Raw genomic sequence first — 21,812 nt, 5'->3', positions numbered from 1 at the left:
GAATACCGGCCTGTCACGCCGGGGGTCGCGGGTTCGAGTCCCGTCCGCTCCGCCACTAATTTGAAAGGCCTTCCCTCACGGGAAGGCCTTTTTGCTATGCGCCTTCAGCAAGCCCGGTCAACAGACTGGGCTTTTTCGTGCCTGTAATCTGACGTTGATGAGGGGCGAGTTGGGCGATCAGGGGTATCGGGGAGCTGGTTCGCAGCAGTAAGTGTGCGTTGGCGGTTGGCCTAATATGCGTAAAAGAGATAAGCAAAGCGCTTTTTCTTTCTTCCTGATATATGTGGAAGGCGGCATTCTATACTCAACCCAACGATATGGAGTATCACCATGAAACTGCGAATGACCGCCCTGACCCTGCTCTCTCTGCTGACACTCGGCCAGGCCAATGCGGCCGAGGTGCGCCTGCTCAACGTCTCTTATGACCCGACCCGCGAGCTGTTCCAGGAATACAACAGCGCCTTTGCCAAGGAGTGGAAGGCAAAGACGGGCGATGATGTGGTGGTGAGCCAGTCACACGGTGGCTCCGGCAAGCAGGCCCGTGCCGTGGTGGACGGCCTGGAGGCTGACGTGGTGTCGCTGGCGCTGGCCTATGATGTCGATGCCGTGGCCAAGGCGGGTCTTACTGCCAGCAATTGGGAGGGGCGCCTTGCCAACAATGCGTCTCCCTATACCTCCACCATCGTCTTCCTGGTGCGCAAGGGCAACCCCAAGCAGATCAAGGACTGGGGCGATCTGGTTCGCAAGGATGTCGCCATCGTGACCCCGAACCCCAAGACCTCCGGCGGTGCGCGCTGGAATTATCTGGCTGCCTGGGGCTATGCCCTGAAGAAGAGCGGCACTGAAGAGGAGGCCAGGCAGTTTGTCGGCGATCTGTTCAAGAACGTGAAGGTGCTGGATTCCGGCGCCCGGGGCGCCACCACCAGCTTCATCGAGCGGGGCCTCGGTGACGTCTTGCTGGCATGGGAGAACGAAGCCCTGCTGGTGCTGGATCAGCCGGGGACCAGCGACAAGTTCGAGCTCGTGGTGCCCTCGGTCTCCATCCTGGCCGAACCCCCCGTTGCCGTGGTGGACAAGGTAGCCAAGAAGCACGGTACCGAGGCAGTCGCCAAGGGCTATCTTGATTACCTCTATTCCGACGAGGGGCAGCGGATCATCGCCAAGTACCATTATCGCCCGAGCAACCCGGCGATCCTGAAGGAGACATCGGCCCAGTTCCCGCAGCTGGCGCTCTTTACCGTCAAGGATCTGGAAGGGGATTGGGACAAGGCACAGAAGAAACACTTCGCCCAGGGCGGGCTGTTCGACCAGATTTACCAACCGGGCGGCTAAGGCCGGCCGGTCCCTGTGACAACAGCTAGGAGCACCATGATGAACAAGATCCTTCTGGTTCCCGGTTTGCACAACAGTGGGCCGGATCACTGGCAGAGTCGCTGGCACCAGCAATTTCCCCAGTGGCAGCGGATGCTGGGTCTGCCCTGGGACAAGCCGGACCTCACCGTATGGAGTGCCAAACTGGCGAGCAAGCTAAGGAGCCGACGCAGCCGGGTCCACCTGGTGGCCCACTCCTTCGGCGCCCTGACGGCGATTGCCGCCGCCCGGCTGCAACCGGACAAGGTCTCCTCCATCCTGATAGTGGCACCTGCGGATCCGGCCCGTTTCGGCATCGCGGACGAGGTGCTGTCAGGGTCCATCAAGGTGTCCGCCCAGCTTATCGCCAGCCGTAACGATCCCTGGATGAGCTTCGAACGTGCCGAGTATTGGAGTCGCCAGTGGCAGGTGCCGCTGTTCGATGCCGGTGAGGTGGGCCACATCAATGCCCAGTCCGGTCATGGGGAGTGGAGTCAGGGGCTCAACCTGCTGAACACCCTTCATCACAGGGCCGAGATGGTGGTGGACCCCGCCTCGACCGAGTGGGGCAGGCGGGCTGCCCTCAGCTTCCTCTGATCCTCTGCCCATATGACAAGGAGAGTTCCCGCAAGATATCAGACAGGCTCGCCACCCTGATCCCATAGTGACTGTCTCCACAGTTCAGGTTTCACCGCTCCGTTTGTTAGGTCTTTTATTTATATAGAAGACCTTTTTTTCTATTTATCGCTCTAAAAGCCCTGGTTTGTCGTTGTTAGATAAAAAAGTGCTTAGCAAAGGCGTTATTGGTGTTTGTTGTCACTGGCGGTCGTGAGCAGAATCAGCGTATCGAAAATTTTTATAACAAACGGATGTGTTATGCGATTAAGTTCTTATTCCGTCCTCCCTGGTCTGGGGCCGACCCTGGGCTTCAGTCTGCTCTACCTGAGCATACTGGTACTGCTACCCCTCTCGGCACTGGTGCTGTTCGCGGTCAACCACCTGACGGCTGCCGAGTTCTGGCAGGTGATAGGCTCCCCCCGGGTGCTTGCCTCTTTTCGCCTCAGCTTCGGGGCTGCTTTTATCGCCGCCCTGCTCAACAGCCTTTTCGGGCTGATCCTGGCCTGGGTGCTGGTACGTTACAGTTTCCCCGGTCGCCGCTTGGTGGATGCGCTCATCGACCTGCCGTTCGCCATGCCGACTGCCGTCTCCGGCATTGCCCTGTGCGCCATCTTCGCCCCCAACGGCTGGATAGGTCAGTGGGTTGCCCCCTTTGGTATAGAGCTCGCCTACAACCCCATAGGAGTGGTGCTCGCCCTCACTTTCATCGGCTTGCCCTTCGTTGTGCGCACCCTGCAGCCGGTGCTGCGGGAGGCTGAGACCGAGCAGGAGGAGGCCGCCGCCAGCCTTGGCGCCAATCGCTGGCAGACCTTCGCGCGAGTGTTGTGGCCTACTCTGATCCCGGCGCTGCTCACCGGTTTTGCCCTGGCGTTTGCCCGCGGGGTAGGGGAGTACGGCTCCGTCATCTTCATCGCCGGAAATTTGCCGATGGTGTCGGAAATCGCGCCGCTGATGATCATGAGCCACCTGGAGGAGTATGACTATGCCGGGGCCTCGGCCATCGCCTCCGTCATGCTGCTGATCTCGTTTGTTTTGCTGTTGATCATCAACAAGTTGCAGGCCTGGAGCTGGGCACGCATCGGAGGAAGCCGGATATGAACGCATCCAACGCAAGCCTGGATCTGGTCCTCGATGGGGCGCCTGCCACTCAGGTACGCCAGCCTGCCGTGACCCGTGAGCCCGCCTGGGTGAAGTGGCTGCTGATCAGCGTCGGGCTGGGCTGGTTCGCCGCCCTGCTGTTGCTGCCGCTGGCCACAGTCTTTATCCAGGCCCTGAGCCCAGGCCTCGCCTTCTTCTGGCATGCCATCAGCGAGCCGAATGCCCTGAGCGCCCTCGGCCTGACCGCCCTGGTGACCCTCTGCTCCGTGCCCCTCAACCTGCTGTTCGGGCTGGCGGCCGCCTGGGCCATAGCCCGTTTCCGCTTCCCGGGCCGGCAACTGCTCATCACCCTCATCGATCTGCCGTTCTCGGTCTCGCCGGTGATAGCGGGCCTGATGTTCGTGCTGATGTTCGGCAGCCGCGGCTGGTTCGGCGACTGGCTTAGCGAGCACGACATCAAGATCATCTTCGCCACCCCGGGGATCATATTGGCGACCACCTTCATTACCGTGCCCTTCGTGGTGCGCGAGCTGCTGCCCCAGATGGAGGCCCGTGGTCCGGAAGAGGAGGAAGCCGCCATCATGCTGGGGGCGAGCGGCCTGCAGATGTTCTGGCGGGTCACCCTGCCCGGCATCCGCTGGAGCCTGATGTACGGTCTGCTGCTCTGTACCGCCCGGGCGGTGGGGGAGTTTGGCGCCGTCTCCGTGGTCTCCGGCCACATTCGCGGCCAGACCAACACCCTGCCGCTGCACATCGAGATCCTCTACAACGAGTACCAGACCGGCGCCGCCTTCGCGGTGGCGAGCCTGCTGGCCCTGTTCGGGATCTTCACCCTGCTGGGGGAGACCCTGCTGGCCCGGCTGCGCGCTCAGCCCACCCAGTCCCATTGATATGGCCTGGTCTGCCTGCTGGCAGGCCAGCCCGGATAACCATGAATCCGGTTTAACGGTTTAGAGAGGCAGCCATGAGCATTCAGGTTCAACGACTCAACAAGCATTTCAATCAGTACGCGGCCCTGGCCGACATCAACCTCGATTTTCACGACGGTGAACTGGTGGCGCTGCTCGGCCCCTCAGGTTGCGGCAAGACCACACTGCTGCGGATCATCGCCGGGCTGGAGCAGGCCGACAGCGGCAACGTCATCATCCGCGGCGAGGATGCCTCGGATCTCCACGTGCGCGAGCGCAACGTCGGATTCGTGTTCCAGCACTATGCCCTGTTCAGGCACATGACGGTGTTCGAGAACGTGGCCTTTGGCCTGAGGGTCAAGCCGCGTTCCGATCGGCCGAATGAAGCCAGCATCCGCGCCCGGGTCAAGGAGCTGCTGGATCTGGTGCAGCTCAGCCACGTGGCCGGACGCTATCCGACCCAGCTTTCCGGTGGTCAGCGCCAACGGGTCGCCCTGGCGCGTGCCCTGGCGGTGCAACCCAAGGTATTGCTGCTGGACGAGCCCTTCGGCGCCCTCGACGCCCAGGTGCGCAAGGAGCTGCGCCGCTGGCTGCGGGAGCTGCACGACGAACTGCACGTCACCAGCCTGTTCGTGACCCACGATCAGGAGGAGGCGCTGGAGGTGGCGGATAGGGTGGTGCTGATGAACGCAGGCCGGGTCGAGCAGATCGGCACTCCGGCCGAGGTCTATGACCAGCCCGCCACCGCCTTCGTGCACAGTTTCCTCGGCAGCGTAAACCTGTTCCGCGGCCGTGTGGCCGGGCAGGGGCTTGGCATAGGTGAGCAGCAGTTGGGTGGCCCCATCAGCTCCCAGCTGGCACAAGGCAGTGCGGCCATCGCCTATGTGCGCCCCCACGAGCTGGAGATTCTGCCAGCGGATGCACCGGGTGGCATCAGCGCCACCATCACCCGGTTGTTGCCCATGGGGCCGCGGATCCGGGTGGAGTTGCGCGGGGATGGCGAGACCAGGGGGGCTCACTACGAGGCCGAGTTGAGCAAGGAGGCCGCCCGTGCCTTCGCACCCGGCCAGGGGGTGCGTCTGGTGGCCCGACATGCGCAGCTCTATCCCGACTACCAGATTTGAGGGCGAGCGCCCAAGACGAGACTCTTTTCAGGCTTGCAGCCGGACTCTGATCCGGTCGCCCAATAACAAGAGGACGGTGGCAGCGTCCACCGCCACTCAGCGCAGGAGGCGATGAGGTGAATTTTCAGCAATTACGCATTATCCGGGAAGCGGCGCGGCGGGATTACAACCTGACCGAGGTGGCCAATGCCCTCTTTACCTCCCAGTCCGGGGTCAGCCGCCATATCCGTGAGCTGGAGGAGGAGCTGGGGCTCGCGCTCTTCATCCGTTACGGCAAGCGGTTGCTCGGCATGACGGAGCCGGGCAAGGAGTTGCTGGTGATCGCCGAGCGCATTCTGGGGGATGCAGACAACATCCGCAAACTGGCCAGCACCTTCGCCAACCGGGATTCGGGGCGGCTGCTGGTAGCGACCACTCACACCCAGGCGCGCTATGCCCTGCCCCGTGTGGTGAAGGCGTTTCGCGAGCAGTTCCCCCTGGTGCAGCTGGAACTGCGCCAGGGCAGCCCGGAGGAGATAGTGCGGCTGGTGCAGACCGGCGAGGTGGACATCGGCATCAGCAGCGAGCAGCTCGACAAGAGCGAAGGCGTGGTGGCCTTTCCCTACTACCGCTGGCACCACAATATAGTGGTGCCGGAGCAGCACCCGCTCACCGCCGAGCGGGAACTCACCCTGGCGGCCCTGGCCCATTGGCCTATAGTCACCTATCAGGCGGGCCTGACGGGGCGGGTGCGGGTGGATGAGGCCTTCGCCGAGGCGGGGATACATCCGCAGATCCTGCTGACCGCCCAGGACTCCGACGTCATCAAGACCTATGTCGAGCTGGAGATGGGGGTGGGCATACTGGCGGACATGGCGTTCGATCCCCAGCGGGACAAGGGGCTGGTGCAGCTCGACGGCAGCCGGTTGTTTGCGCCGCACACCGCCTGGATAGGCCTCAAGCAGGGGCAGTTCCAGCACAACTTCACCTGGCAGTTCATCCAGCTCTGCAACCCCGAGCTGGCGCTGGCGGAGATCCAGGCCAGGGCCATGAGCAACGAGCCGCTGGTCGATTACCAGATCTGAATGTGGCGCATGGTCTGAAAAAACAGGGAGCCGATGGCTCCCTGTTGCTTATTCGGCTCTTCAGCCAGGCCCAGAGCCTCACTCATTGGTTAGCGCCCGCTCTGGGGACCCAACATGCGATACAGGGTGCGATCCCCCTTGATCCTGTGATGGTAGAGGGCGGCGGCCACGTGCAGCAGGACCAGCGCCGCCAGTAACAGGCAGCCGAGGCGATGCACGCCGAAGAAGAAGGCGTTGACCTCAGGTACATCGATGGGGTTGCCGACCGGGTAGAGCCAAAACAGGGAATAACCCTGCTCCAGCATCAGGAAGCCGCTCAACAGCACGATGCACATCAGGCCGTAGAGCAGGGCGTGAGCCAGCCTGGCGGCGGGATGGTGAGGCTCGGCCTTATCTTCGGGCAGGGGTGCGCGCCAGTGCCGCCAGCCCCAGCGCAGCAGGAAGAGCGGGGTGATCAGGGTCGCCATCGACATGTTCAACACCGACAGAAACTGAAACAGCCTGGGGTGGCTGTCGATCACCAGGTGCATCAGGTAGCCCGCCAGGGTGGCGTAGAGGATGACGGCGGCCATCAACCAGTGCAGCAGGCGGCTCAGGGGGTCATAGTAGTCTTTCGTCATGGGATTTTTCCGACTGGGGCCCAGGGTGCTGCAAGGCACCGGGAACCCGGATGACAGGCACAAAAAAGAGGCCGCTCGGGCCTCTTCTGATTGCGGGGATCAGTTCACCAGGGTCCAGGCATCCTGCCAGTTGGTGCCCACACCGGGCTCATACTGGGTCGCAGTGCTTGTCCAGATGGTGCACCAGCCGCTGTAGGGGTAGGGCTTGCACTGATAGATCTTGCCATCTTTCGGCTGCAGTACCTTGGTGCCTGCCGCATAGGATTTGAGCCCCTCCGGGAAACTGTACTGGTAGTCACCGCCGCTGGCCGGATCCTTGAACATCAGATCCATGGTCTGCTGCAGGGGGGCACCGCCCGCCTTCGGCTTGCCCTCGATCACCAGCTGGTGGTGACCGGCGCTCAGACCACTGACCTCCATGGTGAAGCTCTGGCTGCTGTCCTTGATGTCGGCACTGGTTTGGCCCTTGGCGGCGCCACCGTGGTCATACAGGGTGTTGGTGACCGCGAGATCCCCCTCGGCCGTGACGGTGAAGTTGAGGGTGACCTTGCCGTTGTCGAGCAGGTATTCGTTCTCCAGCCCGCTCACGCTGATGCCGTCATTCACCGGGGGTTGCTGCTGCTCGAGCTGGACCTCGACCCGCTGCAGGTTGCTGCCCGCCTTCAGGTAGACGGGATTCTGGCCGTAGACCGGGTTGAACTGGCCATCGGAGCCTTGCTGACCAGCGCGGATCTGGCTCTGCTCGGCGTTGATCTTGGCGGCCAGATCGTGGGCCCAGTTGTTCTTTTGACCCTGCTCGGCGGAACCTATGGTCAGCACGGTCTGCAGATCGGTGCGCTCGCCGTTGGCGTCGAATACCCGAGTCTTGGCCTTGTCGCCGGCCACCAGATCGGTGGAGGGGTAGATGGTCCCGCCCTGGCTCCAGGTCAGCGGTGGCTGGGTGCCGCCATCGAACTGGACATCGATCAGGTTGTAGAAGCTGTTGGCGGTATCTCCCACTTCCCAGACCCCCAGCACCACCTGATAGCCGGTACGCGCGGGCAGGGTGCACTGATGGGTGACCTGTTTGGGCGGTTGCACCATGCCCCCGTCGATGACACAGAACGGATTGAGATCGAAGGAGTCCCTGGTCAGCGGCTGGTTCGGATTCCACTCCTGCTTGGTGAGGTAGTAGCGCCAGTTGCGGGTGACATGGTTGGCGGTGAAGGTCCAGCCGATGGCGAAGGGGCCGGCCTGCACCTGTCGCTTGGTCCAGCGATCGCTGGTCTGGGCGTTGAGCTCAGCGAATTGTGGATGACCGGCCGAGGCGATCTGGCCGTCGGCGGGGCCGCCATTGGGGAAGCCGGACGGCGCCTCCAGGCTCTGTGGCTCCCATTGAATGGCGCCGCACTGGCTGTTGCCGCCGGTCTTGCATAGATAGTTGCGCCCTTCCGGCTGGCTGATGTAGCCGTGGGCGAACACGCCGCCACTGGCGAGCAGCGCTAGCGCGGTGGCCACATGATTGAGTTTGATTTTTGCTGCCATACATTCCTCTGTTCGGTGATGTGGGCAGTCAAGTTGGCAGGGGAATTCCCCGTGACACACCTGAGTGTGGCAACCCCGCTATCCTGGACGACATGTCTTTAGACCGGAGGCTTTGCGTCCTGGCCTTTCAACCAGTTTGCCAAATGACTACATAAAGGGTCAGGGTGCCGCCTTTGATGACGACACAGTCATGATGGCTTTTTTTGATTAAATTATTAAGTATAAATCTTTGCAACTTGATCTCATCGGAGTAGAGCAATAACTTAACTCATTGTTTTTAAATTTATATTTAGTCCATCAAGTTGGGGTTAATTCGCCCATTCTGTTGAAAAGATGCGAGGTGGTGACATTTTTCATTGATGAAAAAATCCCCTGTCGGCGGGGCCGGCAGGGAATGGGACTGTGTCAGGTGGTCAGTGGTGCGGGTACTGGTCTGTGCGGCGGGAGGGCGAGGGGCGCGGAGCCTGACCGGGCGACAGATCCCGGGAGAGGCCATTGCCGAGCCTGAACACCGCCAGCCGCTCGTCCAGGCTGCGGGAGAGTCCGGCCAGCAGCTCGCTCTCCCGGGCCAGCTGGGATGCGGCCTGGGACATCTCCAGGGCCGAGTCATTGATGCCGCTGACGTTGCGGTTCATGTCCTCGGCCACCATGCTCTGCTGCTCCGCCGCAGTGGCGATCTGGGTCGCCATGTCGCTCACGTGCTGGATGTGATTGACGATGAGGGAGAGATCCTGCCCCGCCTTCTCGGACTGGCCGACGCTGCTCTCCGCCAGCTTGCGGCTGGCGTCCATGGCGCTGGCGGCGGTCACCGCCCGCTGTTGCAACTGGGTGATGGTGCTCTGGATCTCCTCGGTGGAGTGGCGGGTGCGGCTGGCCAGCTGGCGCACCTCGTCGGCCACCACGGCGAAGCCGCGACCCTGCTCGCCGGCGCGGGCCGCCTCGATGGCGGCGTTGAGGGCCAGCAGATTGGTCTGATCCGAGATGGCGCTGATGACGGCCGTCACCTCGCCTATCTGCATCACCCCCTCCTTGAGCCGATTGACCTGATGGGTGGCCTGCTCCACCTCGGTGGCGAGTGCCTGGATGCCGTGCACGCTGGCGTGGACGTCTTCGTTGCCGAGTCCGGCCTCGCTGGTGGCGTCCTGGGTGTCGCGGGCCGTGTTCTCGGCGTGACCCGCCACGTCCGAGATGGTGGCGCTCATCTCGTTCATGGCGGTGGCGAGCTGGGCCAGCTGATCCCGCTGGCTGTTGACCGCCTGGTTGGTCTGCTCGGCGGAGGCGGCGATGCGCAGGGCGGCATCCGCCACGTTGCGGGCTCCCTGGCTGGCTTCCAGCAGGGCGCGGCGAATGGCGTCCAGCCCCTTATTGGTGCTGGTGGCGACGGCCCCCAGCTCATCCTTGCCATGCACCGGGATGCTCACCACCAGATCCCCGGCCGCCACCTGGGCCATGGCCCCCTTGATCTCGGCCAGTGGCTTGACGATGGAGCGGCTGATGGCCATCCCCAGCCATCCCATCAGCAGGATCACCAGCAGGGTGGCCCCTCCCATCAGCTCATACTGGGACCAGATGGTGGCCTCGATGTCTTGCAGCAAGAGACCGGAGCCCAGGATCCAGCCCCAGGGCTGGTAGCCAGCCACCAGTGACATCTTCTGGGCCACCTCGCCGGAGGGGGAGATCCATTGGTATTCAAGACGACCCTGATGGCCTCCCTTGCCCAGATCCACCATGCGTTGCCAGTGGGCGTCGGCGGGGGCGGCGTCGGGCGCGCCCATCTGCTGGCCGACCAGCTCGGGCTTGGCAGGGTGCACCACCACACGGCGATTCTCATCCAGTACGAACAGATAGTTGTCGCCATCGAAGCGCATGCTGTCGAGCATGGCCTTGGCCTCGGCCTGCGCCTCTGGGGCGGGCAGGGTGGCGGCGAGGGTCTGGATCCGGCTCATGGCGAGATCCAGCACCGCCTGTAATCGGGCTTCCCGCTCACTCATCAGGTTGCGATGCAGGGCACTGGCCGAGATGAGCAGCAGTGCGATGAAGCCGACCAGCGCCACCGAGAGCAGCAGCATCAGTTTGCGACTCACGGCGATATCACCGAGCTTGAACATAGTCTTTTCCTTCTTTCCCGTGCGGATCTGGTGAGGGCCAGTCAGTTGGCTGGCCTCGACTGTTTTTGATTAACATTTATTTAACTTTCAATGGGTTGTGATGATTGACCACCAATTGAGTTTTTTGGCAACCAGTATAGCCAGCAGACAGGAACCCTCGCTTTTGATAGCGTGGTCTGGCGCATCCCGGCGCACCATTTGCCGGCCCTATTTGCAGGAAGTGTGAATGAGTTGGCATTTCACCAAAAAGGAGTGGGCACCCCTGTGGGTGACCCCATAACAAGAGGGAATTTATGAGTTCCATTGCCAGGAATTACTTGAACCAGCTCAACGCCGACTACCTGAGAGTACACAGGCGCAAGGAGGATCTGTTCTGGTCCACCTACATGGGTACCAGCGACGATCAGGCCGGTTTCACCGCCGCCGAGCAGGCCTACAAGGCGTTCTGCGCCGATCCGGCCAGGCTGCCCGCATTGCGGGAGATGCAGGCCCAGGCCGAGGAGCCCGCTCTCAGGCGCGGCCTGGCGGGCTGGGTGGCCTTCTTCGAGTGCAACGTCATCGAGGAGCCGGCCGCCGCTGCCCTGATGGACGAGCTGGTGGTCGCCGAGGCGGATCTCTTTGCCCGCCGCAAGGGGTTGAAGCTGACTTTGCTGGACGAGCAGGGCCGCCAGGTGGCCGGCAGTCTGCCCGCCGCCAGCACGGCGCTGGCCGCCAGTGCCGACGAGGCGGTGCGCCAGAGTGCGCTCGCCATGTTCCACACCCTGGAGCAGTGGGTGGTCGGCAACGGCTTCCTCGAGGTAGTGGCCCTGCGCAACCGCTTCGCCCGCGCCATGGGTTATCGGGACTACTTCGACTACAAGGTGCACAAGAACGAGCAGATGAGCCCGGAGCAGCTGTTCGCCGTGCTCGATGACTTTATCGTCCGCACCGAGCAGCGGGTGCACCAGAGTCTGGCGGAGCTGAAAGCCGCCAAGGGGGAGGCGGCCCTGCTGCCCCACAACCTGCGCTACAGCGTGAGTGGCGATGTGACCCGCCAGCTTGACCCTTACGTGCCCTTCTCGCGGGCGCTGCAGGATTGGGTACAGAGCTTCCGCCGCCTCGGCATCCAGTATCGCGGAGCCACCCTCACCCTGGATCTGCTGACCCGGGAGGGGAAATACGAGAACGGTTTCTGCCACGGCCCTGTGCCGAGCTTCTGGCAGGAGGGGGAGTGGGTGCCGGCGGTGGTCAACTTCACCAGCCTGGCGGATCCGGCCCAGGTGGGCAGCGGCTGGAGCGGCCTCAACACCCTGTTCCACGAGGGAGGCCACGCGGCGCACTTTGCCAATGTCACCGGCAACGCCCCCTGCTTCTCCCAGGAGTTTCCCCCCACTTCCATGGCCTATGCCGAGACCCAGTCCATATTCTGCGACAGCCTGCTGGACGACGCGGACTGGCTCAAGCGCTATGCCAGGAATGGGGAGGGGGAGGCGATTCCCGACGAGCTCATCAAGGCGATGATCGAGGCGCGCCAGCCGTTTCGCGCCTTCAACGAGCGCCAGATTGCGCTGGTGGCCTACTTCGAGCGGGATCTCTACGCCATGGCAGACAGTGAGCGCACTCCCGAGGCGGTGCTGGCGCTGGCCCGGCGCTGGGAGCGCACCATCCTGGGTGTGGAGAGCCCGCGCCCGCTGCTGGCGATCCCGCACCTGCTCAACCAGGAGTCGGCCTGCGCCTATCACGGCTACCTGCTGGCGCTGATGGCGGTGGAGCAGACCCGTGCCTACTTCCTGGGGCGCGACGGCTACCTCACCGACAACCCGCGCATCGGGCCGGATCTGGCCGCCCATTACTGGGGGCCGGGCAACGGCATGACCCATGACGAGACGCTGCAGAGCCTCACTGGCGAAGGCTTCAGTGCCGTTCCCCTAGCCGAGGCGTGCAACCAGAGTGTGGCGCAGGCGTGGGCGACGGCCGCAGCCTGCATGGCGGCGGCGCGCCAGCGCCCACCGGCAGGAGAGGGGACGCCGCTCGACGCCCACATCCGGGTGATGCACGGCGCCGAGCTGATTGCCGACAACCGCGAGTCGGAGGGCCGCATGCTGGCCGACTTCGAGACCTGGATCCGCCAGCATTATCAGCGTGAGTCCGCCGCCGCCCTGTGAGGCGCTCCTCCACCATCAAGCCCTGCCCCTCGGCAGGGCTTGTTCATTTCAGCAGGAAGCAAGCTTGGTCAGGTGGGGCGGGATCTTTGCCGCGGCGCAAGATGTGCCTGTTTTTTGCGCCATCTATCTGTTTTGACTATTAATTATGGTGATGCGCAGAGGCTTTGGCTGAGCGCTGGCGAGGCGGGTCACAGATATGTTTCTCTGGATATATTGAGTATTCACGGCGATCCCATATCATGGCGCTCGCTCGCCGCCAGAGAGTGGCGACATTCAGATGATTAGCTAAATACAAAGCCCTGAAGGCTTGTCGAGGGATGGAAATTGAGAGCCGTATTGTTGTGTTTGCTGGGGCTGTGGCCCGCATTGAGTTTTGCCACTCTGTCCGCCGACATGGTGGTGGTCAAGAAGTCGAGTTATAGCCTGACCCTGATGAAGGATGGCAAGCCGGTCAAACGCTATTGGGTCGCCCTGGGTCCGGCTCCCAAGGGGCACAAGCTGCAGGAAGGGGATCAGCGTACCCCGGAAGGGCGCTACACCCTCGACTACAAGAAGAGCAATTCCGGCTTCTACAAGGCTATCCACATCAACTACCCGAATCTGGACGACATCAAGCGTGCCAATGAGCTGGGAGTGCGCCCGGGCGGCATGATCATGATCCACGGTCAGCTCAACCGTATGGGGGATCGCAGGGTGCAGCCGTCCAACTGGACCAATGGTTGCATCGCCGTGCTCAACCACGAGATGGACGAGATCTGGAACGCCGTCGAGCCCGGCACCCCCATCATCATCGAGCCCTGATCCTCGCCCCTCACGCCCGCTGCCCAGCGGGCGTTTTATTTCCTCCCTGGATGGCGTGACAGTCCATCCCGCACCGTGCTAGTTTTTCCGGTTCGCGTTGGCAGTCACAAGGATGATCCCATGATGTCAGGAACGAGCCTCCCCGTGCCCGAGCGCACGGGTGTGCTCTGGTGGCGCGCCACCCTGGATATTCTCCCACTCTCCATTTCCGTGATCCCCTGGGGGATACTGTGTGGCGCCCTGGCGTTGCAGGCGGGCCTGAGCCCGGTGCAGGCCCAGCTGATGTCGCTGCTGGTCTATGCAGGTGCCGCCCAGCTCTCGGCCACCACCTTGTTCGGGGCGGGCACTCCCCTGCTGCCCATCATGGGTTCCACCATGGTCATCACCTCCCAGCATCTGCTCTACGGCTTCACCTTCCGCCGGGACGTGCTGCCGCTCTCTCTGCGCTGGCGCGCCAGCCTCGCCTTCTTCCTGACCGACGAGATGTTCGCGGTGGCACTGAAAGACAGGGAGCGCCACGGCGTCTTCAACCCCGCCTATGCCCTGATCGCGGGCTTCGTGTTCTACCTGTTCTGGAACCTGGCGACCCTGCTCGGCATCGCCGCCGGCCAGTACATCGAGGGGCTGGACAAGATGGGGCTGGACTTTGCCATCGCCGCCACCTTCATCGCCATGACGATCCCCGCCATGAAGAACCTGCCCATGGTGGCGGCGACTGTGGTGAGCGGCGGCACAGCACTGCTCACCAAGCCGCTGCTGGCGGAGATCCACATCATCATCTCGGCCCTGGCCGGCATGGTGGTGGGCTATGTATTGCACCGGATGAGGAGATGACCATGGGCTGGCTGATGATTGGCCTGCTGGCCCTGATCACCTTTTTCAACCGCTTCGCCTTCTTCTCGCGGCTGACCCGCTATCAGCCCGGTGCCGAGATGGGGGCCTTCCTCAGCTTCTCGGCCCAGTCGGTGCTGACCGCCATCTGGCTGCCCATCGTCTTCAGCTATGAGCCAGGCAAGGGGCTGGACTGGGATCCGGACTACCTGGCCGCCACCCTGCTGGTGACCGCGCTGACCCTGCTGCGCCTGCCGACCCTGGTGGTGGTGGTGGTCGGTATGGGGTGCTTTTTCCTGTTGCGTTGGCAGGGGGGACTGGCGGCGCTGCTGCCCTGGTTGGGTTGAGTCGTGATCCAACATAACGGATGTCTCTATCAAACATCCGTTATGTTGTGAATGTCACTTTAAAAAAGACCTCTCAAGTGTGAGGATTTAGGGACTGTCCGCCAAGGAGCTCCCCATGTCTTTCACCGAAACCTGTCAGCGCATAGTGCGCGACCCCCTGCTCTCACCCGCTCAGAAGAGCCATGCCCTGGCGCTCGCCGCCGAGAATGCACTGCCCTATCCCGCGCTGCCTGCCGAGGTGACCGAGGCGATGGCGCAAGGGGTGCTGTGCGACATGTTCGAGGGACATGCCCCCTACAAGCCACGCTATGTGCTGCCGGACTACGAGAAGTTCCTGCGCCAGGGCTCTTCCTGGCTGGAGCTGGCGCCGCCACAGGATTTCGACGAGGCACTCGATGCCCTGCGCATCCTCTATCACCATGTGCCCTCGGTCACTGGCATGCCGGTCTGGTTGGGGCGCCTCGATCACCTGCTGCTGCCCTTCGTCGGGGAGCTGGATGACGAGACGCTGTACCGCAAGCTGAAGGGGTTCTGGATCTACCTGGACAGGGTGCTGCCGGATGCCTTCATGCACGTCAACATAGGCCCGGATGACAACAGGATCTGCCGCCTGCTCCTGCGCATCGACGGCGAACTCAAGCAGGTGGCGCCGAACCTCAGCCTGTTTCACGATCCTGCATCGATCCCGGACAGTCTGCTGATGCAGGGGGTGCAGAACATAGCCCTGTGCGGCAAGCCCCACATAGTCAACTACCCGATCCACAGGGAGACCTTCGATGAGCGGGGCTTTGGCATCGTCAGCTGCTACAACGCCCTGCCGCTCGGAGGCGGCGCCAATACCCTGGTGCGCCTCTCCCTCAAGGGAATGGCCGAGCAGAGCGCCGACCTCGAGGAGTTCATGACGCGCTGGCTGCCCCACTATTGCGAGCAGGCCTCCCGCCTCATCGAGGCAAGGGCCGCCTTCCTGCACCAGGAGTCCGGTTTCTTCGCCAGCTTCCTGGTGGAGGAGGGGCTGATCGAGGAGGCGCGTTTCGTCCCCATGTTCGGCATCTTTGGCATGGCAGAGGCGGTGAACCTGCTGATGGATAAGGCGGGGTTGCCCGGGCGCTATGGCCACGACGAGGGGGCCAACCAGCTCGGCCATCGCATCTCGGCCCGGCTTTCGGCCTGGGTGACGGCCCGGCCCCAGCCCCATGCCTGGGGCGGGCGTGCCCTGCTGCACTCCCAGGGCGGGCTCAGCCTGGACCAGGGGGTCACCCCCGGGGTGCGCATCCCTTATGGGGAGGAGCCGGATCCCGCCAGCCACCTGCTGGCCCTGGCCCCGCACCACGGCTACTACCACTCCGGGATCAGCGAGATCCTCACCCTGGATCCCACCATACGCCAGAACCCGCAGGCGCTGCTGCAGCTCTGCAAGGGGGCTTTCGCCCTCGGCATGCGCGAATTCAGTGCCAACGTGGTGGACAGCGACCTGGTGCGGGTGACCGGCTACATGATCCGCAAGAGCGACCTGGCCCGCTTCGCCGCCGAAGGGTCGCGGTTGCAGACCACCTGCCTCGGCGCCGAGGCGAGCGAGCTGACCGGGATCCGCCAGCGGGCGCCGCGGGTGGTCGCCCTTGAGGCGACCCAGTGTGACCACTGACAGTGACAAGGGGGCGCGCACCGCGACGGTCAGTCGCTGGTTGCCCTTCTCCTGCGTGGACGGGCCGGGCAATCGGCTGGTGCTCTTCCTGCAAGGGTGCAACTTTCGTTGCCCTGGTTGCCACAACCCGCACACCATAGGGCTGTGCGATCACTGTGGCGACTGCCTTGCTGTCTGCCCGAGCGGTGCGCTCACCCTTGCTGAGGGCCGCCCTGGCGAGAGCCGAGTGCGCTGGCAGGCGTCGCTCTGCACCCATTGCGACCGCTGCCTGGAAGCTTGCCCCCGCAGCGCCAGCCCCAAGACCCACCAGATGTCGGTGGCGGAGGTGCTGACCCTGCTGCGCCGCTACGGCCCGCTGCTCACCGGCATCACAGTCTCCGGCGGCGAGGCGACCACCCAGCTGCCGTTCGTGATCGGCCTGTTTACGGCCATCAAGGCCGCGCCGGATCTGGCTCACCTGAGCTGCCTGCTCGACAGCAACGGTTCCCTGGGCGAAACGGGCTGGCAGCGGCTGCTGCCGGTGCTGGACGGCGCCATGATCGATCTCAAGGGGTGGCGCGAGTCGGTGCATCACTCGCTCACCGGTCAGGGCCGCGAGCGGGTGCTGGCGTCGCTGCAACTGCTTGCGCGGGCGGGCAAGCTGGCGGAAGTGCGGCTGCTCCATGTACCGGGGCGCACTGATTTCATCGATGCCGATGGCAAGCTGGAAGCGGGCCTGGTCAGCTTTCTGCAGAGCCTAGGGCCCGTCCCCATCCGTCTCAACGGCTTTCGCCACCACGGGGTGCGCGGGGAGGCGCTGGCCTGGCAGGAGGCTGCCATGGACGAGCTGGATGGGCTGTCCAACGCATTGAAGGTGAAAGGATTTGGCCCAATCTCCCTGCCGCCATTGTGACGAGGCCGGCATGTTTTTCCTCCTGAGTCCCGATATGACGCAACTGTGAAGTCTGTCTATTTGGTGCGCGGAAAGTGGCGGCTAGAATGGGAAAACCGCCCATCATCAACAGATACCCATGAGTGAAACCAACGCCTTATATCGAGTGCAGTTTATTTGTCACAACGAGCGTTACGAGGTCTATGTCAAGGACGTGAATCAGGGCCAGCTATTCGGCTTCATCGAGATAGCGAACTTCGTGTGGGACAACCACACGGCGCTCATCGTCGATCCCAGCCATGAGAAGCTCAAGAGTGAGTTTGCCGACGTCAACCGCACCCTGATCCCCATGCACCAGGTGCTGCGCATCGATCAGGTGCGCAAGCAGGGGGCTGCCCGCATCACGGATCTGGGCAGCAACGTCGCCTCCTTCCCGAGCCCCATCTACACCAAGAAGCCCTGAGCCGCCCGGGTACTAGGTACTCAGCTCCCGTGCGAGCTGCAGGATCCGCTGGCGGAACCAGTGCAGGGCGGGATCTTCCCCCAGGGGGCCGTACCACACCAGGCTGTGGGTCACGGCGCCGTAGTCGAAGGGGACGGGCCGGCTCACCAGCCCGGACGGCCTGGCCTGCCCGGCCCAGCCGTCGATGGCGGTGAGGATGAGATCGCTCTGGCGCAGCAGGGCGGCCGCACTGCCAAAGTCCGGCAGGGTGGCACCGATCTGGCGTCGTACCTGACGCTGGGCCAGGCTCTGCTCGAAGAAGGGGTCGGCCAGCTCGCTGTCGCGAATGACGACATGGCGCCAGCTTAAGTAGGCATCCAGATCCCAGGGCCCAGCCAGCGCCGGGTGATCGTTCCGCAGCAGGCAGACCAGCTTGTCTTCCCGCAACGTCTCCCATACCAGGCCAGGCTGGCTGGGCAGGGGCTGGCTCTGGTCGTGGGGCAGGATCACGAAGTCGAGCTTGCCCGCCGCCAGTGCCGCCAGTCCCTGCTGATCCTTGTTCCAGATGACGGGCACCAGCCCGGGCACCTCCTGCATCAACGTCCCCAGCACGGGCCCCATGGGCCAGATCATGCTGCTTTCCCGCATCGCCAGATTCAGCTCCCCCTGCCAGCTGGCGGGGTTGAAGCCCTCCGGACTGGTGAGGCCGTTCAGCTCGCTCAGCAGCCGGCGCAGGCTGGGGCCAAGCCGCTCGGCGAACGGGGTCAGCAACAGCTGGTTGCCCTGGCGGTAGAGCAGCTGATCGCCGAGCAGATCCCGCAACTGGTTGAGGGTCTTGCTGACGGTGGAGGGGGTGGTGCAGAGACGCTCGGCGCTGCGGGTGACGCTCTGGGTGTCCAGCAGCAGGTGCAGGGTCACCAGATGGCGTCCGCCGAGGCGTGAGAGCGCGATGAGATCCATAAAACCTCCCGGGATGAAGCCCGTGCGGGCGAGGATGAGGGGAACGTCCGGCCGCCGGGATTGCCCCTCCAGACGAAACAAACAAAAAGCCCCGCCGAAGCGGGGCATGGGGATTACCCCTTGAGCACGGCGGCCATGGCGTCCGCCACGTAGTCGACGTTGCGGCTGTTGAGGCCCGCCACGCACATGCGGCCGGAGCGCACCAGATAGACGGCGAACTCCTCGCGCAGGCGATCCACCTGCTCCGGGGTGAAGCCGGTGTAGCTGAACATGCCGCGCTGGTTGATGAAGTAGCTGAAGTCGCGGCCCGGCACCTTGGCGCTCAGCACCTCAAACAGCTTCTCGCGCATGGCCTTGATGCGGGTGCGCATCTCGGTCACCTCGCCGACCCACAGGGCGTGCAGCTCCGGCTGGCTCATCACCGCCGCGGTGATCTGGCCGCCGTGAGTGGGAGGGCTGGAGTAGTTGCGACGCACGGTGGCCTTCATCTGGCCCAGCACCCGGCTCGCCTCTTCGGCATCCTGGCAGATGACTGACAGGCCGCCGCAACGCTCGCCGTAGAAGGAGAGGTTCTTGGAAAACGAGTTGCTGACGAAGAAGCTGACGCCGGCGGCCACCATGGCGCGAATGGCGTAGGCATCCTCTTCCAGCCCGTCGCCGAAGCCCTGATAGGCGATGTCCATAAAGGGGATCAGGTTCTTCTCGACTACCAGCGCGATCACCTGGTCCCACTGGGTACGGGAGAGATCCACCCCGGTCGGGTTGTGGCAGCAGGGGTGCAGTAGCACGATGCTTTTCGCTGGCAGGCTGCTCAGGCAGTCGATCATGGCGTCAAACTGCACGCCGCCGGTGGCCGCATCGTAGTAGGGGTAGTCGTGCACCTTGATGCCGGCGCCCTCGAACATCGCCTTGTGGTTGTCCCAGGTCGGATTGCTGACCCACACCTCCGAGGTCGGGAAGTAGCGCTTGAGCAGATCGGCGCCGATCTTCAGGGCGCCGGAGCCGCCGATGGTCTGGATGGTGGCGATACGTCCAGCCTTGACCGCTTCGTGGTCGGCACCGAACAGCAGGTGCTGCACCGCAGTGCGGTAGTTGGCGGCCCCTTCCATCGGCTGGTAGGGGCGCGGCGCGGGGGCGGCGGCGCGCTGGGCTTCGGCCTGCTGCACCGAGGGCAGCAGCGGAATGCGGCCCTGCTCGTCGTAATAGAGGCCGATCCCCAGGTTCACCTTCTGCTCGCGGGTGTCTTTGTGGAAGGTTTCGACGAGCGTCAGTATGGGGTCGCCAGCATAGGCATCGACGTGTTCAAACATGGGGGGTCCTTGAAGTTGACTGTCCAATTTCGCCAGCCCGGGGCCGGGGCCGTTATCATGGCGTAATCTGGAAGTGGCCTCAAGTTGTTCGACATGGCAGCAAGGATGACAGTTGTTGTCGTAGCAAGAGGGCCCGGCCGCCCATGAAGAATATGCCAGCCATAAAATTAATCACCCCTTTTGGCCGCTGAGGGTGCCTTTTATAGTGTCAACTGGATCACATATACCGTGAATATGGTACTCGGGCATGAAGGTCACCCGGTCACCCGGATCTCATCTGGGGCCACCTGAGATAAGTGATTAGTTGCATAATAAATAGAGTTTTTTCTGACAACCATGACAGTGTGCCTGGGTCCCGTTGCGGGGCCCCACTATAACGGGTGACCCATCGCCGATGACTCGAGACGTTTCTAATGCCGCTTCCCCCTGGCTGGACTGGCACGGCCTGGGTGGCTGGAATATCTATTTCCTTGCCAAGTTCGCCCTGCTCTGGGCGGGTTACCTCAATTTCCACCCCCTGATCAATCTGGTGTTTGCCGCCTTCCTGATCTTTCCCCTGCCCAGTACGGGGCTGCGGCGCATCCGGCACTGGCTGGCGCTGCCCATCGGCGCGGGGATCTTCTATCACGACACCTGGCTGCCGGGGATAGAGAGCATTCGCGCCCAGGGGGGGGCAGGTCTTCTCCTTCACCCTGGATTACTGGCTGGAGCTGCTCGGGCGCTTCATCAACTGGGAGATGGTCGGCGCCGGTTTCGTGATGCTGACCCTGTATCTGTTCATCGCCCAGTGGCTGCGCTTCACTCCCTGGATCCTGCTTGCCCTGCTCTGGTTATGGCTCTCTCCCCTGGTGGGTGATCCCTTTGCCTCCCGGGATGCGGTGGCGGCCAGCACGGTCACCTCCCCTCAATCCGGGTCCACACCACGGCAGGTGTCGATGACGGAGCAGCTGGATCAGAGCGCCCCGCCGACCAACGAGAACCTCAACACCTATCTCGACGACTTCTACCGGGAAGAGCAGGATCGTCTGGTGCGCTTCCCGAGCGCCCTGCCGGCCGACGCGACGCCATTCGATCTGCTGATCATCAACATCTGCTCCCTGGCCTGGAGCGACGTGGAGGCCAGCGGCCTGACCGAACACCCGGTCTGGCGCCATTTCGACATTCGTTTCAACCACTTCAACTCCGCGACCTCCTACAGCGGACCGAGCTCCATCCGTCTGCTGCGAGCCAGTTGCGGGCAGACCAGCCACCAGGGGCTCTATGTGACGGCCCCCAGCCAGTGCCTGCTGTTCGACAACCTGGCCCGGCTCGGTTTTGACAAGCAGATTGCCATGGATCACTCGGGGGCCTTTGGCAACTACCTGAAGGATCTGCAGCAGTACGCCGGGCTGGACATCACGCCCATGGGCAAGGAGGGGCTGGCCCATGATCTCGCCTCCTTCGATGGTGAACCCATCTATCGGGATGATGCCCTGTTCGGGCGCTGGCTGAGTGAGCGAGAGAAGAACCAGGCGGCGCGCAACATGACCTTCTTCAACCTGATCGCACTGCACGACGGCAACCGCTACGCGGCCACCCGCCAGGTAGCGCCCTACAAGGCCAGGCTCAAGACCCTGCTGGATCAGCTGGATGACTTCATGACGACGCTGGAGCAATCCGGTCGCAAGGTGGCCGTGGTGGTGGTGCCTGAGCACGGGGCCGCGCTGGCCGGCGACAGGATGCAGATGCCCGGGCTGCGGGACATTCCCAGCCCGAGCATCACTCTGGTGCCCGTCGGTGTCGCCCTGCTGGGGACCCGGGCGCAGCACGAGGCAACCCGCAACATCGACACGCCCAGCAGTTTCCTGGCGGTGTCCGAGCTGGTGTCCCGGCTGGTGGGGGGCAACGTGTTTGGCACTGACACCATCGACTGGGATGCACTGCTGAGCGGTCTGCCAGAGACCCCTTCGGTTTCGGAAAACCAGGGGGCTGTCGTGCTCGAGTATCAAAACCAGTTCCACATCAAGCTGGGGCAGGGGGATTGGGTCCCCTATCCCCAATGACACCGGAG

Annotated in this window: 19 protein-coding genes, 1 pseudogene and 1 riboswitch; of the genes and pseudogenes, 15 read left to right on the top strand and 5 right to left on the bottom strand. The window is 63.3% G+C overall.

Annotated elements, in window-relative coordinates; all coding sequences use genetic code 11:
* Positions 1-330 precede the first annotated feature (330 nt).
* The 6 genes from PG898_RS15580 (at position 331) to cbl (ending at position 6,162) form a co-directional block, all read left to right on the top strand.
* A complete protein-coding gene (locus PG898_RS15580; protein ID WP_270824564.1) occupies positions 331-1,332 on the top strand; it encodes a sulfate ABC transporter substrate-binding protein in 1,002 nt (333 codons plus the stop codon).
* Positions 1,333-1,371: 39 nt separating this feature from the next.
* On the top strand, positions 1,372-1,947 hold the full coding sequence (locus PG898_RS15575) for an RBBP9/YdeN family alpha/beta hydrolase (protein WP_270824563.1): 576 nt from the start codon (positions 1,372-1,374) through the stop codon (positions 1,945-1,947).
* 279 nt (positions 1,948-2,226) lie between these two features.
* Entirely contained in the window at positions 2,227-3,066 is an 840-nt protein-coding gene (gene cysT / locus PG898_RS15570; protein WP_270824561.1) for a sulfate ABC transporter permease subunit CysT, read from the top strand.
* Positions 3,063-3,956, top strand: coding sequence for a sulfate ABC transporter permease subunit CysW (gene cysW / locus PG898_RS15565; protein ID WP_270824560.1), 894 nt, complete (start codon positions 3,063-3,065; stop codon positions 3,954-3,956). The genes cysT and cysW overlap by 4 nt, the downstream gene beginning before the upstream one ends.
* Before the next feature lie 74 nt (positions 3,957-4,030).
* Positions 4,031-5,098, top strand: a complete 1,068-nt coding sequence (locus PG898_RS15560) for a sulfate/molybdate ABC transporter ATP-binding protein (protein WP_171272623.1) — start codon at positions 4,031-4,033, stop codon at positions 5,096-5,098.
* Positions 5,099-5,214: 116 nt separating this feature from the next.
* Positions 5,215-6,162: an HTH-type transcriptional regulator Cbl gene (cbl, locus tag PG898_RS15555; protein WP_270824559.1), complete on the top strand. Its 948-nt coding sequence runs from the start codon at positions 5,215-5,217 to the stop codon at positions 6,160-6,162.
* Positions 6,163-6,251: 89 nt separating this feature from the next.
* Here the strand turns inward: cbl and PG898_RS15550 are convergent, their stop codons facing one another.
* The 3 genes from PG898_RS15550 to PG898_RS15540 all read right to left on the bottom strand — a co-directional run bounded on the left by PG898_RS15550 (position 6,252) and on the right by PG898_RS15540 (position 10,414).
* Positions 6,252-6,782 carry a cytochrome b gene (locus PG898_RS15550; protein WP_041206759.1) on the bottom strand — a complete coding sequence of 177 codons (531 nt, stop codon included), beginning with the start codon at positions 6,780-6,782 and terminating at the stop codon, positions 6,252-6,254.
* Positions 6,783-6,881: 99 nt separating this feature from the next.
* Positions 6,882-8,306, bottom strand: a complete 1,425-nt coding sequence (gene gbpA / locus PG898_RS15545; protein ID WP_270824558.1) for an N-acetylglucosamine-binding protein GbpA — start codon at positions 8,304-8,306, stop codon at positions 6,882-6,884.
* Positions 8,307-8,371: 65 nt separating this feature from the next.
* A riboswitch (cyclic di-GMP riboswitch) is annotated at positions 8,372-8,457 on the bottom strand.
* A gap of 262 nt (positions 8,458-8,719) precedes the next feature.
* On the bottom strand, positions 8,720-10,414 hold the full coding sequence (locus PG898_RS15540; RefSeq protein WP_270824557.1) for a methyl-accepting chemotaxis protein: 1,695 nt from the start codon (positions 10,412-10,414) through the stop codon (positions 8,720-8,722).
* 293 nt (positions 10,415-10,707) lie between these two features.
* Between PG898_RS15540 and PG898_RS15535 the strand changes: the two genes are divergently transcribed.
* The 7 genes from PG898_RS15535 to PG898_RS15505 all read left to right on the top strand — a co-directional run bounded on the left by PG898_RS15535 (position 10,708) and on the right by PG898_RS15505 (position 17,513).
* Entirely contained in the window at positions 10,708-12,558 is a 1,851-nt protein-coding gene (locus PG898_RS15535) for a M3 family metallopeptidase (RefSeq protein ID WP_270824556.1), read from the top strand.
* A gap of 324 nt (positions 12,559-12,882) precedes the next feature.
* On the top strand, positions 12,883-13,359 hold the full coding sequence (locus PG898_RS15530; protein ID WP_041206757.1) for a L,D-transpeptidase family protein: 477 nt from the start codon (positions 12,883-12,885) through the stop codon (positions 13,357-13,359).
* A 120-nt stretch (positions 13,360-13,479) separates the two neighbouring features.
* A complete protein-coding gene (locus tag PG898_RS15525) occupies positions 13,480-14,193 on the top strand; it encodes an AzlC family ABC transporter permease (protein WP_041206756.1) in 714 nt (237 codons plus the stop codon).
* Between the two features lie 2 nt (positions 14,194-14,195).
* Positions 14,196-14,537 (top strand): AzlD domain-containing protein, encoded by a 342-nt coding sequence (locus PG898_RS15520; protein WP_005332636.1) that lies wholly within the window; start codon positions 14,196-14,198, stop codon positions 14,535-14,537.
* Between the two features lie 115 nt (positions 14,538-14,652).
* On the top strand, positions 14,653-16,179 hold the full coding sequence (locus PG898_RS15515) for a YjjI family glycine radical enzyme (protein WP_270824555.1): 1,527 nt from the start codon (positions 14,653-14,655) through the stop codon (positions 16,177-16,179).
* Entirely contained in the window at positions 16,169-17,071 is a 903-nt protein-coding gene (locus tag PG898_RS15510) for a YjjW family glycine radical enzyme activase (protein ID WP_270824554.1), read from the top strand. Before PG898_RS15515 ends, PG898_RS15510 begins: the two co-directional genes overlap by 11 nt.
* Positions 17,072-17,189: 118 nt before the next feature.
* The gene (locus PG898_RS15505) at positions 17,190-17,513 is read left to right on the top strand and encodes a DUF1820 family protein (protein ID WP_043133393.1); all 324 of its coding nucleotides are present in this window, start codon (positions 17,190-17,192) and stop codon (positions 17,511-17,513) included.
* Positions 17,514-17,525: 12 nt separating this feature from the next.
* On the opposite strand, the gene PG898_RS15500 is transcribed toward PG898_RS15505, so the two are convergent.
* Together PG898_RS15500 and PG898_RS15495 are read right to left on the bottom strand one after the other, a co-directional pair.
* The gene (locus PG898_RS15500; protein WP_270824553.1) at positions 17,526-18,452 is read right to left on the bottom strand and encodes a LysR family transcriptional regulator; all 927 of its coding nucleotides are present in this window, start codon (positions 18,450-18,452) and stop codon (positions 17,526-17,528) included.
* A gap of 113 nt (positions 18,453-18,565) precedes the next feature.
* Positions 18,566-19,762: an amino acid aminotransferase gene (locus PG898_RS15495; protein WP_270824552.1), complete on the bottom strand. Its 1,197-nt coding sequence runs from the start codon at positions 19,760-19,762 to the stop codon at positions 18,566-18,568.
* Between the two features lie 394 nt (positions 19,763-20,156).
* Between PG898_RS15495 and bcsG (PG898_RS15490) the strand changes: the two are divergent.
* A pseudogene (gene bcsG, locus PG898_RS15490) lies at positions 20,157-20,375 on the top strand (cellulose biosynthesis protein BcsG); the annotation flags it as partial.
* Between the two features lie 79 nt (positions 20,376-20,454).
* Complete coding sequence (bcsG, locus tag PG898_RS15485) at positions 20,455-21,804, top strand: cellulose biosynthesis protein BcsG (RefSeq protein WP_306821164.1); 1,350 nt, start codon at positions 20,455-20,457, stop codon at positions 21,802-21,804.
* Positions 21,805-21,812: the final 8 nt, after the last annotated feature.

Source organism: Aeromonas sp. QDB31, from assembly GCF_027707605.1.
Classification (GTDB): Bacteria; Pseudomonadota; Gammaproteobacteria; order Enterobacterales; family Aeromonadaceae; genus Aeromonas; species Aeromonas media.
Note: the sequence above shows the minus strand (reverse complement) of the source record. Positions and strands in the feature narration are given on the sequence as shown.

Bases quoted from the DNA above. Each gene is read 5' to 3' on its own strand.
- PG898_RS15580 (WP_270824564.1), top strand. From the start codon at position 331: ATGAAACTGCGAATGACCGCCCTGACCCTGCTCTCTCTGCTGACACTC.
- PG898_RS15575 (WP_270824563.1), top strand. From the start codon at position 1,372: ATGAACAAGATCCTTCTGGTTCCCGGTTTGCACAACAGTGGGCCGGAT.
- cysT (WP_270824561.1), top strand. From the start codon at position 2,227: ATGCGATTAAGTTCTTATTCCGTCCTCCCTGGTCTGGGGCCGACCCTG.
- cysW (WP_270824560.1), top strand. From the start codon at position 3,063: ATGAACGCATCCAACGCAAGCCTGGATCTGGTCCTCGATGGGGCGCCT.
- PG898_RS15560 (WP_171272623.1), top strand. From the start codon at position 4,031: ATGAGCATTCAGGTTCAACGACTCAACAAGCATTTCAATCAGTACGCG.
- PG898_RS15550 (WP_041206759.1), bottom strand. From the start codon at position 6,782: ATGACGAAAGACTACTATGACCCCCTGAGCCGCCTGCTGCACTGGTTG.
- gbpA (WP_270824558.1), bottom strand. From the start codon at position 8,306: ATGGCAGCAAAAATCAAACTCAATCATGTGGCCACCGCGCTAGCGCTG.
- PG898_RS15540 (WP_270824557.1), bottom strand. From the start codon at position 10,414: ATGTTCAAGCTCGGTGATATCGCCGTGAGTCGCAAACTGATGCTGCTG.
- PG898_RS15535 (WP_270824556.1), top strand. From the start codon at position 10,708: ATGAGTTCCATTGCCAGGAATTACTTGAACCAGCTCAACGCCGACTAC.
- PG898_RS15525 (WP_041206756.1), top strand. From the start codon at position 13,480: ATGATGTCAGGAACGAGCCTCCCCGTGCCCGAGCGCACGGGTGTGCTC.
- PG898_RS15520 (WP_005332636.1), top strand. From the start codon at position 14,196: ATGGGCTGGCTGATGATTGGCCTGCTGGCCCTGATCACCTTTTTCAAC.
- PG898_RS15515 (WP_270824555.1), top strand. From the start codon at position 14,653: ATGTCTTTCACCGAAACCTGTCAGCGCATAGTGCGCGACCCCCTGCTC.
- PG898_RS15505 (WP_043133393.1), top strand. From the start codon at position 17,190: ATGAGTGAAACCAACGCCTTATATCGAGTGCAGTTTATTTGTCACAAC.
- PG898_RS15500 (WP_270824553.1), bottom strand. From the start codon at position 18,452: ATGGATCTCATCGCGCTCTCACGCCTCGGCGGACGCCATCTGGTGACC.
- PG898_RS15495 (WP_270824552.1), bottom strand. From the start codon at position 19,762: ATGTTTGAACACGTCGATGCCTATGCTGGCGACCCCATACTGACGCTC.